Raw genomic sequence first — 13,521 nt, 5'->3', positions numbered from 1 at the left:
AGCTCTACCACGCGCATTGGCGGGCGGTGTTATTTCGCCGGAGCGTCCAGCAAGTGTTCGTGGATCGCGGCGCGACGCTCGCCCAGTATCAGCCGCACCACGGGGTTGGCGAACCAGTGTTCCAGTTGGTGGGCATCCAGTGGGCGCTTCTGGCGTTCTTCCTGGTTTTGTCGTGCCTTGTCCCACCAAACCGGACCGCAGGCCTGATCGAACTCGTTTTCGTGCTCGTAGCAACCATAGAGGATTTCACGAATGAACTGTTGCTGGTGCTTGGGCAGCAGCAGGGTGATCAGCTTGTACATCAAGCGCTGCAAGCGCGGCGGGCGCGGCAGGTGCGAGGAGACCTGGCGGGTATCGGCCAGGGCCTGCGCACTGGTTGGGGCACTGGCGTGTTTGGCGATCCACGCCTTGACCTTGGCCCGGAACAGCTGTTTGCGGCTCCAGTAATGGTGGATCAGGTCCGGGCATTCGCGCACGTTGACGGTGCGGTAGGCGGCGATGGACAGGCAGAACTCTTCCAGGGTGTAGGCGCCCTGGGCGTGGGGGAACAGTTCATCCATCAATTCGATGGAGCGGTCGAGGATGTGTGCATCCTGTTGGGTCAGGCCCATGACCCCGGAATTGAGGGTCATCATGTCATCGTCGGCCACGCCCATCTCCAGCAGGCGCTGGTGCAGGGCGGTGTAGAGGATGCTTTCGTGGTTGTCGCCGTACTTGGTGTAGAAGGCGTTGCACAGCAGGGTGCCGGGCTGCACGCGCTCGAACAGGGCCATGGGCGAATGGTGGAAGAACGTGTCGGTGTCGATCAGCAGCGCCACCTCCGACTCTTCCAGTACCTGGCGCAGTACCACGTGTTTGGTGCGGAAATGATAACCGTGGGGCTCGCTCCAGCGTTTGCGAGTGGCCTCGTCCAGTGGGCGCACGCGTACCGGCAGCAAGTGATAAGGCTCTGGATTGTCGGTGAACACCTGAATGTCCACGTTCGCGTCCGGGGTGTCCTGCAGGAACGCCAGTGCGCTGGCGATGCTGAATACCGCTTCCTGGTGGTAGGTCTGGGCACCGAAGACCAGATAGACCAGTTGCGGGCGGGAAGTCGGGGACACTGTATTCATGGACTGCGGGGTTCCGTGGGTCACGTAAAACGACAAAGGCCCTCGTCTGAGGGCCTTGGTACAACCGAACAGACCTCAGCGTGGCAGCTTGAGGTTGTTCCAGACAGCAAGACTGGGTTCAGATTGGTTCAGGGTATAGAAATGCAACCCTGGCGCACCACCCTGCAACAATTGCTCACACATCTCGGTGATGACCTGCTCGCCGAAGGCCTGGATGCTTTTGACGTCGTCGCCATAGGCTTCCAGTTGCTTGCGCACCCAGCGGGGGATTTCGGCACCGCAGGCGTCGGAGAAACGTGCCAGCTTGCTGTAGTTGGTGATCGGCATGATGCCCGGCACGATCGGGATATTCACACCCATCGCTTGTACACGCTCGACGAAGTAGAAGTAGCTGTCGGCGTTGAAGAAGTACTGGGTGATCGCACTGTTGGCGCCGGCATTGGCCTTGCGTACGAAGTTCTGCAAATCGTCTTCGAAATTGCGCGCCTGGGGGTGCATCTCCGGGTAAGCGGCCACTTCGATATGGAAGTGATCGCCGCTTTCTTCGCGGATGAAACTCACCAGGTCATTGGCGTAGCGCAGCTCACCGCTGGCCATGCCCATGCCGGACGGCAGGTCGCCACGCAAGGCGACGATACGCTTGATGCCGGCAGCTTTGTATTGGGTCAGCAGACCACGCAGGTCGGCCTTGCTGTCGCCCACGCACGACAAGTGCGGAGCGGCGGGAATTTTGACTTCGCTTTCCAGCTGCAAAACGGTGTTGATCGTGCGGTCGCGGGTCGAACCGCCGGCGCCGTAGGTGCAGGAGAAGAAGTCGGGGTTGTAGCTGGCCAGCACCTTGGCAGTGGCCATCAGCTTTTCATGCCCAGCATCGGTCTTGGTCGGGAAAAACTCGAAGCTGTAGCGACGGTCTTGGGACATGGTAATACCCTTTGAAACCCAGAATTGCGGAGTGTGTACACCGTCGATGTGGGAGGGGGCTTGCTCCCGATGGCGGAGTGTCAGTTAATAAATATATTGACTGACCCACCGCCATCGGGAGCAAGCCCCCTCCCACATTAAAGCCCGTTCCCCCACAGGGAGAGTGGGCAGCAGGTGTATCAGTAGCGGTAAGCGTGCGGCTTGAACGGGCCTTCAACCGTCACACCGATGTAGTCGGCCTGGGTCTTGGTCAGTTGAGTCACGACGCCGCCGAAGCCGCGGACCATTTCCAGGGCCACTTCTTCGTCGAGTTTCTTGGGCAGTACTTCAACGGTCAGGCGCTCGGCTTTCTGGGCTGGCGACAGGTCGGCGTACTTCTGTTCGAACAGGAAGATCTGCGCCAGTACCTGGTTGGCGAACGAGCCGTCCATGATGCGGCTTGGGTGACCGGTGGCGTTGCCCAGGTTAACCAGGCGGCCTTCGGCCAGCAGGATCAGGTAGTCATCGTTCTGCGGGTCGAAATTGCCGGCGCCGGTACGGTGAACCTTGTGCACCTGCGGTTTCACTTCTTCCCATGCCCAGTTCTTGCGCATGAATGCGGTGTCGATCTCGTTGTCGAAGTGGCCGATGTTGCAGACAACGGCGCGCTTCTTCAGGGCCTTGAGCATGTTCGCATCGCACACATTCACGTTACCGGTGGTGGTGACGATCAGGTCGATCTTGCCCAGCAGGGCCTTGTCGATGCTTGCTTCGGTACCGTCGTTGATACCGTCGATGAACGGCGAAACCACTTCGAAACCGTCCATGCAGGCTTGCATGGCACAGATCGGGTCAACTTCGGAGACCTTGACGATCATGCCTTCCTGACGCAGGGACTGGGACGAACCCTTGCCCACGTCACCGTAGCCGATCACCAGGGCTTGCTTGCCCGACAGCAGGTGGTCTGTGCCACGCTTGATCGCATCGTTCAGGCTGTGACGGCAGCCGTACTTGTTGTCGTTCTTGCTCTTGGTCACCGAGTCGTTGACGTTGATGGCCGGGATCTTCAGCTCGCCCTTGGCCAGCATATCCAGCAGGCGGTGCACGCCAGTGGTGGTTTCTTCGGTCACGCCATGGACGCGGTCGAGGATCTGCGGGTACTTCTTGTGCAGCAGTTCGGTCAGGTCGCCGCCGTCGTCGAGGATCATGTTGGCATCCCATGGCGCGCCATCCTTGAGGATGGTTTGCTCCAGGCACCACTCGTACTCTTCTTCGGTTTCGCCCTTCCAGGCAAATACCGGGATACCGGCGGCAGCGATAGCGGCGGCGGCCTGGTCCTGAGTCGAGAAGATGTTGCACGAGGACCAACGCACTTCGGCACCCAGGGCAACCAGGGTTTCGATCAGTACGGCGGTCTGGATGGTCATGTGGATGCAGCCCAGAATCTTCGCGCCCTTGAGCGGCTGTTCAGCGGCGTACTTGCGACGCAGGCCCATCAGGGCCGGCATTTCGGATTCGGCGATAAAGGTTTCGCGACGGCCCCAGGCAGCGAGGGACATGTCGGCGACTTTGTAGTCGTTGAAATCTGCAGGCGTCATTACAGCGCTCATAGAGAGCCTCCATTCGTAGTGTGCGAATGGGCGCCGTTGTGCGTTTAGTATCAGGCCAGGGCAACCAGGCCGGACAACGCCCCATCCGAGCCTGACAGGTTGAACCTGCTGCAGCGCCCCTCGGACAGGTGGCGGGAGAACGGTATCAATCGAAGATGACCGTTTTGAAACGGAGGCGATTATAGCCGTGTATGTGGCACTTCCCAAGCCTTTCTGTCGGCGGCATGAAGATCGCGCATGGGGGCGATAGGCAATGGCTCATAGAGCTTGGGCCCTGGCTCTGCCATGATGTTGCCCATCATTTGGCAAGACGCTTTGGAGTGATCATGAACTTCCACACCCGCAAATGGGTAAAACCCGAAGACCTCAACCCCAACGGCACCCTGTTCGGTGGCAGCCTGCTGCGCTGGATCGATGAAGAAGCAGCCATTTACGCGATTGTCCAATTGGGCAACCAGCGCGTGGTGACCAAATACATCTCCGAAATCAACTTTGTCAGCGCCTCGCGCCAGGGCGACATCATTGAACTGGGTATCACCGCCACTGAGTTCGGCCGCACCTCCATCACTCTGACCTGTGAAGTGCGCAACAAGATCACCCGCAAAAGTATCCTGACGGTGGAAAAAATGGTCTTCGTCAACCTGGGCGAAGACGGTTTGCCGGCGCCCCATGGCCGTACCGAAATCAAGTATGTGAAGGACCAGTTCCAGGACGACGGTCTTTCTGAGTAACACCTGCGCGACGTGATTTGCGTTACCAAATCATTCCGTGTGGATCCTTCCGAGGCTCTCTCATCACTCAGGCCTACACCCTGTAGAGAGAGCCTCATGTATGAAAGTCTCCAGTTCTGTTGTAGAAAATAAGCCTCTTTCGTCTCAAACCTTCAGCCAGGACGTGAAGACGCCTTTGGTCAAGGGCGTGGGCGAGCGCAACCTGAGTATTTATCGGCATAGCGATGGCCGCGTCGAGGTGGTGCTGTCACCGCCGCCGCCCGCTCACTTGGTGCTCAGTGGCGGTGGCGCCAAGGGCATTGCCTTTCCCGGGATGGTGCAGGCGCTTGAAGACGCCGACAAACTCAAAGGCGTCAAGGTGGTGTCGGGCTCGTCTGCCGGTGCGATTTCTGCAGCGTTACTCGCCAGTGGCATGGACGCGAAGGCGTTCACGCAGTTGTCGAACAGCCTCGACTTGCCCAGCCTGCTCAATAGCAAAGATCCGATCCTGGCCTGGCTGCAGGATGCCAGTTCCAAACTTGGCAAGCTTGCGGGCAATCTACCTGGCCCGGGCGGCAATATTTCGCAACTGCTGCTGACCCTGCTGCCGCGCCTGCAAACCGAGGGGCAGCCCCTGGAAGAATTGATTCGCAACCAGTCACGTCAATCGATTCTTGCCCATATCGAGCGTGTGCCCAAGGCGGACCGCCCGCCTGAAGTCACGCAAATCGCCGACCGGCTCAAAGCCGGAGCCGGGCCCACCTTTCGCGACCTGGAGGTGTTGAGCCGCCATATTCCGGCGATCAAGCAACTGAACATCACGGGCACAGGCATGTTCGACGGTCGTCCACAGTTGGTGGTGTTCAATGCCAGCCTGACGCCAGATATGGACATCGCCCGTGCTGCGCTTATTTCGGGGGCGTTGCCGGGCCTGTTCAAGAGCCCGTCCGAACAGGGCCATGGGTTTCAGGCGGATGCAGAGGTTACGGCGTTTCAAGACGGAGGGCTGCTCCTCAATACCCCTGCCCCCGGTGTCATTGAACGTTCGTTTCCGGAGAGCCCTTTGGGCAAGGACGAATCGCTGATCGTCAAGTTCGAATCCGAGCAGAGCTCACCACCGCGCCAGAGCGGTGGTTTTTTCAGCCATTTGGCTGACAAGTTCACAGGCACGCCGCATACCGCGGCTGAAACCTACCAAGATGACCGGCTCAAGGCGTTCTCGGATCAAACGGTGACATTGCCGTTGAACTCGAACAAAGGCGATTTTCGCGGCCTGCTCAACGGCACCGTCAACTTCACCATGACGCTTGAACAGAAACAGCATTTGCAGGCCCAGGCTCGCCAATCGGTGTCGAGCCACCTGCAAAAGCGTGAACTGACACGTGAGCGCCATGAGTTCGCCTCCCTGGACGATGCTGTGTTGGCGATGGATGATCAAATGCTTGCCAGCGTGCAGGGTGAATTGCGCAAGGACCCCGCCAGCGCAGACGCACTGCGGTTTCGCGATGAGGCGAAACAGGCGTTGGAGGCGTTGGACAGTGCAATTACCGAAGCCAACCAATCCGACACGTCCCTGAAGATTACTCCGAAGATTGCTGCGGCCTTACGCAACCTGGACTCTCTCGCCAGCAGGCCCGAGCACATCGAGTGGTTGGGCAAACGTCTGAATACGCCGGGCCAGCGTAATTTCCAGCAGCTTTTACAGGTGGGCGCCAAGCAAAAATCGGGCAGTGTGCCAAGTATGTCCAAGGTATTGAGCAGTGCGGTCGCCGAGATGCAAAGTCGGGATATCGGGGCGAAAGCTGAAAACTTTACGCGGGAGGTCATCTACCCATCGCTGTACCGTCCTGGCCAGCCGGCATCCAACGTTGAGCTGCTGCAACGTGCGATGCGTGACTTAAAAGAGGCGAAGACGCCACAAGACTTCAATAGCGTGCTCGATGGCATCATCAAATACTATCAAGCGCGCAATAAACCCTGGAGCAAACCCGTGAGTTCCACCACCGTGGAACAGGCCAAGGCGTGGCGCATTCCGGTTTAATTGCCGGGCCATTGAACAGCCATCGTCGCGGCATGTCGTAGCTTCAGGCACCCCTCGGACTTTGGTACATCATGGCCACTCAAGCAGACGGCAAGACCCCCAACCTGTCGCAGGAAGAGCAGCAGGACGTCGACAAGAACCAGCCGCCCCGTGCGGCGGTTCTTCACGAAATCATCCGTACCCAGGGCGACCAGGAGCTGGAGCGCAGTGTCGCCGCCTTATGGTGGTCGGCACTGGCCGCCGGACTCACCATGGGCCTGTCGTTGATGGCGATGGGTTTGCTCAATTCACGCCTGCCGGACGCCGAGGGCTTCAAGGTGATAGCCAGTTTTGGCTATTGCGCGGGGTTTCTGGCGGTGATCCTCGCACGCCAGCAACTGTTCACCGAAAACACCCTGACCGCGGTGCTGCCGGTCATGAGCAAGCCCACTCTGGGCAATGCTGCACGTCTGCTACGACTATGGACAGTCGTGCTGGTAGGCAATCTGTGCGGCACTTTGCTGGTGGCTTATGTGATGTTGCATTTACCGATTTTCGATACCAAGACCGACCTGGCCTTTCTTGAAATCGGACGCAAGATCATGGAGAACGATTCTGGCCAGATGTTTGCCAAGGGCATCGTTTCCGGCTGGATGATCGCCACCATGGTGTGGATGATCCCATCAATGGAAAGCGCAAAGATGTGGATCATTATCCTGATCACATACCTTATGGCCCTGGGTGACTTCACGCATATCGTCGTCGGTTCGGCGGAAGTGTCTTACCTGGTGTTTGCCGGCGAGCTGCCGTGGAAGGATTTCTGGCTGGTGTTTGCCGGACCGACCCTGGCGGGCAATATCATCGGCGGCAGTTTTATCTTCGCCCTGATCAGCCATGCGCAGATTCGCAGTGAGAGCAGCCTGCCAGGCAAAGCTGCTGCGGACCCTCGGCATCCGCAGCCGACTAGAAAAGATCAGTGATGTTCAGGCGTGGTCTGGGGTTCGCCCCGGGTCACGTGTTTGACCAGCTTGCCGATGCTCAACCCCTGCAACAGGATTGATGACAGCACCACGATGTAGGTGATGCTCAGCAACAAGTCGCGCTCCGGACCCAAGGGCAGCGCCAAGGCCAAGGCCACCGAGACACCGCCACGCAAACCACCCCAGGTCAGGATGCGGATAGTGCCGCGCGGCACCGTGCGCCAGCGCCGCAGCAGCAAGATCGCCGGGGCCACCGTCAACAGGCGCGAGAGCAGGATCGCCACGGCGAGCAAACTGGCCGCGAATACGTGCAGCCAGTTGAATGGCAACAGCAGCAATTCCATGCCGATCAGCGCAAACAGCAAGGCGTTGAGCATGTCATCAAGCAGTTCCCAGAAACCATCCAGGTAGCGACGCGTCATGTCGTTCATCGCCAGCTTGCGCCCCAGGTTGCCGATGATCAGCCCCGCGACCACCATTGCAATCGGCGCGGACACGTGCAGTTGCGAAGCCATGGCCGAACCGCCGATCACCAGAGCAAGGGTCAGCATCACTTCGATCTGGTGCTGTTCGATACTCTTGATCATCAGGTACACGAGGTAGCCGGTCAGCCCGCCGAATAGCACGCCGCCTATGGCCTCGTGGGCAAACAGCAGGGCAGTGGCGCCCGCGGTAGGCGTCTCGCCCAACTGCGCGATACCCAACAGCACGGTAAACACCACCACGGCGGTGCCATCATTGAACAGCGACTCGCCGACAATGGTGGTCTTCAGTGGTTTCGACGCATTGGCGGTACGCAGCACGCCGAGCACCGCAATCGGGTCTGTAGGCGAAATCAGCGCGCCGAACAGCAGGCAGTAGAGGAAGCTCACGTGCCAGCCGAACAGGGCGAAGATGTAATAGGCCAGGCTGCCGATCACCACGGTGGCGATCAACACGCCAAAGGTGGCCAGCAGGCCGATGGGCCAGCGGTAACTGCGCAAGTCGTTCAAGTTGACGTGCAAGGCGCCAGCGAACAGCAGGAACGAGAGCATCCAGTTCATCAGCAAGTCGCCGAAGTCGATCTGGCCGATCAGTTGCTGGATGCGCTCTTCCAGGCCGGGATAGCCGATAAAGCTCAGGCCCTGCAGGATCAGGGAAAAAAGCAGCGCAGTGACCATTACACCGATGGTCGGCGGCAGGCCGATAAAGCGGTAGTTCACATAGGTGAGCAGGGTGGTGAGGCAAATGAAGGCGGCGACAAGTTCGAGCATCCGGGGTCCTTGGAGCAGGGAAATGTAGGCGCATGGGGGGCGCCGAGGTGGTGTTTAGTATAAACAGGTGAAGTTACATCACGAATCAATTGAGGAGGTTCTGGTGGTAGCGACAGCCCTGGTGCTGGTCGCACCCGCTGGATTACCTGGTGTGGCTGACATTGATCAGTGCCTGGCCATTTCCGTTGCTGGCGCTGGTGCGCAAGCGTGCGGCCTTCAGCCTGTTCTGGCGCACTCAATGGCGGTTGGGCCTGAGCGTGGGATTGTGCGTGTTGTTGAGCTACGCTTTGGTGCTTTGGGCCATGCAGTTGGGCTCGATTGCCGAGGCGGCGGCGTCGCGGGAAGTCAGCGTGATCCTGGTGGTGCTGTTCGGCATGCGTTACTTGAAAGAACCTTTTGGCCGTCCACGGCTCATAGCTTGTGGGTTGGTGCTGATCGGCATGTTCGTGATGAAACTCTAACCGTCGGATAAATCCAAAAAAGGAATGAGTGATGACAGTCGCTTTCTGGTGTGTGTTGATCGCAATTTTTCTGCCCTATCTATGCACGGGTGTCGCCAAGTTCAGCACGGGCAAGTTCGGAGCTCGGCACAACCACGACCCGCGTGCTTTCCTCGATACCGTTGAGGGCGTCGCCAAGCGCGCCAATAATGCGCAACTCAACAGCTTTGAAGTGACCCCGGCGTTTGCCGCGGCGGTGGTCATTGCGCACATGGCCGGCAACGCCGAACTGGTGACGATCAATGTGCTGGCGGTGCTGTTTATCACCAGCCGCCTGCTGTACATCATTTGCTACCTGGCCGATTGGGCGATTTTGCGTTCGCTGGTGTGGGCCGTGGGAATGGCGTTGATTGCGAGTTTCTTCTTTGTCTCGATCTAACGCCTGATGCAAATCCTTTGTGGCAGGGGGCAAGGCGAATCGTCGCACCGCCCCTCCCACATTTCATTATCAGCGTCTGTCAGGTGCCGGCGGGGGCATCCGGTACTTGCGGCAGCGCCGCGCCTTTGGGCCACAGCATCCAGATTTGCCCTTGTTGTTTCATATTTCCTGCCAGCTCTCCCGCCGCATCACCTGTGCCCCAGAACAAGTCTGCCCGTACTTCGCCGGTGATTGCGCCGCCGGTGTCCTGGGCCGCGACAGGTCTGGTGATCGGTGAACCATCGGGTTTGGTGGTCGACAACCACAATAGGCTACCCAGCGGGATGACCTTGCGGTCCACTGCCACGCTGTAGCCGGCGGTCAATGGCACGTTCAGCGAACCGCGTGGGCCTTCGTTGCTGTCGGGGCGTGCGCTGAAGAATACGTAGCTGGGGTTGCTCGCCAGCAGTTCAGGAATGCGCTGCGGATGTGCCTTGGCCCAGGCGCTGATGGCGCCCATGGTCACCTCTTCTTTTTTCAGCTCGCCTTGCTCTACCAGCCAACGGCCGATTGGGCGGTACGGGTAGCCGTTCTGGTCGCCGTAACCTACGCGCAGTTGGCGCCCTCCCGCCAGTTGGATACGCCCTGAGCCCTGGATTTGCAGGAATTGCAGGTCCATTGGGTCGGTCAGCCAGGCGATCGGCTTGGCAGTGGAGCCCTGGCTGTTGACCGTGCTGGCGTCGTCATAAGGCTTGAGTACCCGACCTTCCAGGCGTCCACGCAGGCGCTTGCCTTTAAGCTCCGGGTAGATGCTTTCGAGGTTGACGATAATCAAGTCATCCGGCACGCCGTAGACCGGCACATGGGCGGTAGCGGTTTTGGTCAGGCTGCCGGGGTAGACCGGCTCGTAATAACCGGTGATCAAACCATTGGGTGTGTTGTTGGCCGAACGCAAGCCGAAGACATCGAGGTGTTCCTTGAGAAAGCCGCGAACCGCCACGGCATCGCCCGGTACGCTGGCCGCTGCCGCGCAGGTGGTGCCCCATATCGGGTCGGCTTTGAGGCGCTGGCAGGCGCTGCGCCAGGATTCAAAACCGGCCAGCAAATCGCTGTCGGAGACCACCGGCAAGGCTTCCCAGGGTGCACTCACATAGGTGGCGACCGCATGGGGTTTGGCTTCTTCTTTGGCGACCTCTTTGCCGGAATCTTTACCTGCATCGCAGCCGGCCAGCAGTGCGATCATTGGCAGAGCCCACGCGAGTCGGCGGCTCCAGGGTTTCGCGGTGATATTCATGTAAGCATTTCCTGAAGCGATTACCCATGCTTCATTGCATTCGGGCAACCCTTATTATTAATAGGGCTATTGGTCTTTGCGGGCGGGGCGAGGATACTGGCCGCCGTTTCCCGTGACCTGAAGCCATCATGATTCTAAAAAAACTGACCGTTGTACTGCTGGCCTGCCTGGCCTTGTCCGCCTGTGGCGGTGTTGACCCCAATTCCCCACTGGGCCAACGCAAGGCGATCTTCAAGCAGATGCTCAAGACCGGCGAAGACCTGGGCGGGATGTTGCGCGGGCGTATCCCGTTCGACGGTGCCAGGTTTGCAGAAGGCGCGGTCAAGCTGGATGCGTTGTCCCATGAGCCGTGGAAGCACTTCCCAAGCGTGCGCGAAGAAGATCACACCAGCGCCAAGGACAACGTGTGGCAGAAACAGGCGCAGTTCCAGCAACTGGCCCGCGACCTTGAGGCGGCCACCGGTGAATTGGTGATCGCCAGCCAAGTGCAACCCTACAAGGCCAGTAACCTTCAGCCACTGGTGCAAAAAGTCGAAGACGCCTGTAGCGCCTGCCATAAACAGTTCCGCGATCACTGATCGTTTTTACTGGTCGAGTTCTTCCACCGCGTCCTGTAGTTCTTTGCGCGACTCGGCCAGTTTGTCCTTACGCTTGTTGATCTTGTCCGGATCGCCTTTTTTCATGGCCTTGTCGAGGTCGGCCTGACGGCGGGAGACTTCGTGCTTGGCGTCGAGCACTTTGTTTTCACGTTCTTTTTTCAAGGTGGCGTCGGTGCAGTTGGCGGTGACTTCGCTCAGGGCTTTTTCCAGGCCGGCCTGTTGGGCGCTGTTACCGTGGGCCTTGGCTTGTTCGATCTGGCTGCTGATGGCCTGGCGCTTGGCGGCGCAGCCGGTGAGCGGTTGCGCTTCTTCGGCGGCCAGCAGTGGCATGGTTGTGAAACTTGCGAGGGTCAGCAAGGCAAAGGGGGCGAGAAATTTCATCTATAAAGCTCCAAGGTCGCAATCAGGTGGCCGGGTGGCGTTCAAAACCCATCTATCCCGGCCTCGCGTAATGTTTCAGCCAAGGCTTGCACCTGCGGGTCGCGAAAAAACGCGCTCAGTTGCGCTGCACGACCCGGGCCGATGCCGTCTGAGGCCAGCCAGGCTTGGGTGTCTTTGGCGGCCAGCGTCTGCCAGTCGCCCTCCAGGTTGTTGCGCGCCGCTGGCGGTACGCCCAAGGCCTTGAGCCATTGTGAAAAAGGGCGTTGCCGGGCGTTGTTAAAACTGTCGAGCACTCGCTCACGAGTGCGATCACCGAAGCCCTCAATGGTAGCAAGCTGCGCCGCATCCAGGGTTAACCAATCGAGAAAGCCTGCGATTAGACCGGCCTGGATCAATATGTTCCAGGTTTCACGGCCCATATGTGGCAAGGCCAGGCCCTGTTTGCCGCTCAGCCAGGTGAGGCGGGCGAGTAATTGATCTTCGCAGCCGGGCTCCATTTGCCAGCAACTCAGGGCGTGAAAATCGCGAGGGTTGGGTAGCTGCATGTCCACACGGGTTTCGTTGCGCAGGATCACCTCGTCCAGTCGGGGAATGACCTGGCCCGCCAGGCTGATCGACACATGGTCGCCGGGGCGGATATCCAGGGCTTGCCAGCGTTTCAGGGAGCCGGCGCTGACCCGGCTGATCTGCCGATCATCCAGCCACACGGGTTCCAGTTCGAGGATGGGGGTGATGCGCCCGGTGCGACCGATCCTGAATTGCACCTTGCGCACCAGTGCCAGGGCTTTGATGGCTGGGTACTTCCAGGCGACCATCCAATAAGGCGCACTGGCTTGCCAGCGCTCGGCGGGTGCCCGTGCAGCCTGGTGCAGCACCACGCCATCGCTGGCGAAGGGCAGCGGTGCGTTGTACCAATGCGTGCGCCAATGAGTGGCTTCGCTGATGTGCGCAATGGGGTGGCTATAACGCTGTGTATCGCTGAAGCCCCAGCGCGTCAGGGTGGCCAGGCGCTCGGTGAAGTCCGCCGGACCGTCAGGCCAGGCCCAGACGAACAAGCCGATGCCTGCCGCCTCAGCGTCGCTCAATTGTCGCCGGTTCATCAGGCCGGCCACTTTGCTGCGCGCATTGAGCCCACCGTTTATCGCTTGCACATGGTGATCAAGGCGCCAGTAAAGTTCGCCTTGCAGCACCACATCAATCGCGTCTGGCAGCTGTTGGACGATACCGGGGATCCTGGCGGCCGAGGCCGACCAATCGTGGCCCAGCACGCCATCGCCTCGGCTGATGAGTTGCTGCAAGCGGCCCTCGCGATAGACGAGCGTCACCGCCACCCCATCGACCTTGGGTTGGATCCATACGTCCTGGCGGGTGCTGAGCCACTCCTTGACTGCCGGTTCGTCCGGCAGCTTTTCCAGGCCGGTGTGCGCGACTGGGTGCCGTAACGTGCCGCGTGAACTGGCCAGCGGGTTTTCCGCTTTCGGCGTGGCTTGGCGTGTGCATTCACGCCATTGCGCCAGGCGCTGGCGGGCCTGGTCGTAGAGTTCGTCACTGATGGGGGATTGGCCCTGGCGGTGGTAACTGTCGTCCCACTGGCTGATCTGCCTGGCCAAGCTGTCGAGTTGCAGGTGAGCGTGATCGGGGCACGTTTCTGCCCACGTCCAGCTGGATAAAACACTGAGAAAAAAAGCCATGAACATATGCATCATGAGCATCCTTGCTCGAAAAGGGAGCCCAGCCTAAGTCATCCAGGCGCCCACAAAAAAGCCCCGATTGCTCGGGGCTTTTTACCGGGTGTTTCTGTATA

12 protein-coding genes, 1 pseudogene and 1 riboswitch are annotated in these 13,521 nt (G+C 59.4%); of the genes and pseudogenes, 6 read left to right on the top strand and 7 right to left on the bottom strand.

Annotation, left to right across the window (positions count from 1 at the left end):
• Positions 1-29: 29 nt before the first annotated feature.
• The 3 genes from J1G33_RS03875 to ahcY all read right to left on the bottom strand — a co-directional run bounded on the left by J1G33_RS03875 (position 30) and on the right by ahcY (position 3,622).
• Positions 30-1,112, bottom strand: coding sequence for a hypothetical protein (locus J1G33_RS03875; protein WP_032878976.1), 1,083 nt, complete (start codon positions 1,110-1,112; stop codon positions 30-32).
• A gap of 75 nt (positions 1,113-1,187) precedes the next feature.
• Positions 1,188-2,033 carry a methylenetetrahydrofolate reductase [NAD(P)H] gene (gene metF / locus J1G33_RS03870; RefSeq protein WP_005792219.1) on the bottom strand — a complete coding sequence of 282 codons (846 nt, stop codon included), beginning with the start codon at positions 2,031-2,033 and terminating at the stop codon, positions 1,188-1,190.
• Between the two features lie 179 nt (positions 2,034-2,212).
• The gene (ahcY, locus tag J1G33_RS03865) at positions 2,213-3,622 is read right to left on the bottom strand and encodes an adenosylhomocysteinase (protein WP_005792218.1); all 1,410 of its coding nucleotides are present in this window, start codon (positions 3,620-3,622) and stop codon (positions 2,213-2,215) included.
• A 21-nt stretch (positions 3,623-3,643) separates the two neighbouring features.
• Positions 3,644-3,750: riboswitch (S-adenosyl-L-homocysteine riboswitch) on the bottom strand.
• Positions 3,751-3,948: 198 nt separating this feature from the next.
• Between ahcY and J1G33_RS03860 the strand changes: the two genes are divergently transcribed.
• The 3 genes from J1G33_RS03860 (at position 3,949) to J1G33_RS03850 (ending at position 7,332) form a co-directional block, all read left to right on the top strand.
• The gene (locus J1G33_RS03860) at positions 3,949-4,353 is read left to right on the top strand and encodes a hotdog domain-containing protein (protein WP_032878978.1); all 405 of its coding nucleotides are present in this window, start codon (positions 3,949-3,951) and stop codon (positions 4,351-4,353) included.
• Between the two features lie 100 nt (positions 4,354-4,453).
• On the top strand, positions 4,454-6,373 hold the full coding sequence (locus J1G33_RS03855; protein WP_223017719.1) for a patatin-like phospholipase family protein: 1,920 nt from the start codon (positions 4,454-4,456) through the stop codon (positions 6,371-6,373).
• 71 nt (positions 6,374-6,444) lie between these two features.
• A complete protein-coding gene (locus J1G33_RS03850) occupies positions 6,445-7,332 on the top strand; it encodes a formate/nitrite transporter family protein (RefSeq protein WP_005792214.1) in 888 nt (295 codons plus the stop codon).
• Here J1G33_RS03850 and J1G33_RS03845 read toward each other — a convergent pair.
• Positions 7,326-8,585 (bottom strand): sodium:proton antiporter, encoded by a 1,260-nt coding sequence (locus J1G33_RS03845; protein ID WP_223017718.1) that lies wholly within the window; start codon positions 8,583-8,585, stop codon positions 7,326-7,328. The genes J1G33_RS03850 and J1G33_RS03845 overlap by 7 nt on opposite strands.
• Positions 8,586-8,710: 125 nt before the next feature.
• Here J1G33_RS03845 and J1G33_RS03840 point away from each other — a divergent pair.
• A pseudogene (locus J1G33_RS03840) lies at positions 8,711-9,046 on the top strand (EamA family transporter); the annotation flags it as partial.
• A gap of 31 nt (positions 9,047-9,077) precedes the next feature.
• The gene (locus tag J1G33_RS03835; protein ID WP_032878985.1) at positions 9,078-9,464 is read left to right on the top strand and encodes an MAPEG family protein; all 387 of its coding nucleotides are present in this window, start codon (positions 9,078-9,080) and stop codon (positions 9,462-9,464) included.
• Between the two features lie 79 nt (positions 9,465-9,543).
• On the opposite strand, the gene J1G33_RS03830 is transcribed toward J1G33_RS03835, so the two are convergent.
• Positions 9,544-10,737 carry an MltA domain-containing protein gene (locus J1G33_RS03830; RefSeq protein ID WP_148854088.1) on the bottom strand — a complete coding sequence of 398 codons (1,194 nt, stop codon included), beginning with the start codon at positions 10,735-10,737 and terminating at the stop codon, positions 9,544-9,546.
• A 128-nt stretch (positions 10,738-10,865) separates the two neighbouring features.
• On the opposite strand from J1G33_RS03830, the gene J1G33_RS03825 reads away from it, so the two are divergent.
• A complete protein-coding gene (locus tag J1G33_RS03825) occupies positions 10,866-11,315 on the top strand; it encodes a cytochrome c (protein WP_223017717.1) in 450 nt (149 codons plus the stop codon).
• A 6-nt stretch (positions 11,316-11,321) separates the two neighbouring features.
• Here J1G33_RS03825 and J1G33_RS03820 read toward each other — a convergent pair whose 3' ends face one another.
• Together J1G33_RS03820 and ligB are read right to left on the bottom strand one after the other, a co-directional pair.
• Positions 11,322-11,717 carry a DUF1090 domain-containing protein gene (locus J1G33_RS03820; RefSeq protein ID WP_103734251.1) on the bottom strand — a complete coding sequence of 132 codons (396 nt, stop codon included), beginning with the start codon at positions 11,715-11,717 and terminating at the stop codon, positions 11,322-11,324.
• 41 nt (positions 11,718-11,758) lie between these two features.
• A complete protein-coding gene (ligB, locus tag J1G33_RS03815) occupies positions 11,759-13,423 on the bottom strand; it encodes an NAD-dependent DNA ligase LigB (RefSeq protein ID WP_223017716.1) in 1,665 nt (554 codons plus the stop codon).
• Between the last annotated feature and the right edge of the window lie 98 nt (positions 13,424-13,521).

It is taken from the genome of Pseudomonas sp. P867 (assembly GCF_019891455.1).
In the GTDB taxonomy this organism is placed as follows: domain Bacteria; phylum Pseudomonadota; class Gammaproteobacteria; order Pseudomonadales; family Pseudomonadaceae; genus Aquipseudomonas; species Aquipseudomonas synxantha_A.
This window is presented reverse-complemented; position numbering and strand designations above follow the sequence as displayed.

Bases quoted from the DNA above. Each gene is read 5' to 3' on its own strand.
- ligB (WP_223017716.1), bottom strand. From the start codon at position 13,423: ATGATGCATATGTTCATGGCTTTTTTTCTCAGTGTTTTATCCAGCTGG.
- J1G33_RS03850 (WP_005792214.1), top strand. From the start codon at position 6,445: ATGGCCACTCAAGCAGACGGCAAGACCCCCAACCTGTCGCAGGAAGAG.
- J1G33_RS03830 (WP_148854088.1), bottom strand. From the start codon at position 10,737: ATGAATATCACCGCGAAACCCTGGAGCCGCCGACTCGCGTGGGCTCTG.
- J1G33_RS03875 (WP_032878976.1), bottom strand. From the start codon at position 1,112: ATGAATACAGTGTCCCCGACTTCCCGCCCGCAACTGGTCTATCTGGTC.
- J1G33_RS03835 (WP_032878985.1), top strand. From the start codon at position 9,078: ATGACAGTCGCTTTCTGGTGTGTGTTGATCGCAATTTTTCTGCCCTAT.
- J1G33_RS03845 (WP_223017718.1), bottom strand. From the start codon at position 8,585: ATGCTCGAACTTGTCGCCGCCTTCATTTGCCTCACCACCCTGCTCACC.
- ahcY (WP_005792218.1), bottom strand. From the start codon at position 3,622: ATGAGCGCTGTAATGACGCCTGCAGATTTCAACGACTACAAAGTCGCC.
- J1G33_RS03820 (WP_103734251.1), bottom strand. From the start codon at position 11,717: ATGAAATTTCTCGCCCCCTTTGCCTTGCTGACCCTCGCAAGTTTCACA.
- J1G33_RS03860 (WP_032878978.1), top strand. From the start codon at position 3,949: ATGAACTTCCACACCCGCAAATGGGTAAAACCCGAAGACCTCAACCCC.
- J1G33_RS03855 (WP_223017719.1), top strand. From the start codon at position 4,454: ATGAAAGTCTCCAGTTCTGTTGTAGAAAATAAGCCTCTTTCGTCTCAA.
- metF (WP_005792219.1), bottom strand. From the start codon at position 2,033: ATGTCCCAAGACCGTCGCTACAGCTTCGAGTTTTTCCCGACCAAGACC.
- J1G33_RS03825 (WP_223017717.1), top strand. From the start codon at position 10,866: ATGATTCTAAAAAAACTGACCGTTGTACTGCTGGCCTGCCTGGCCTTG.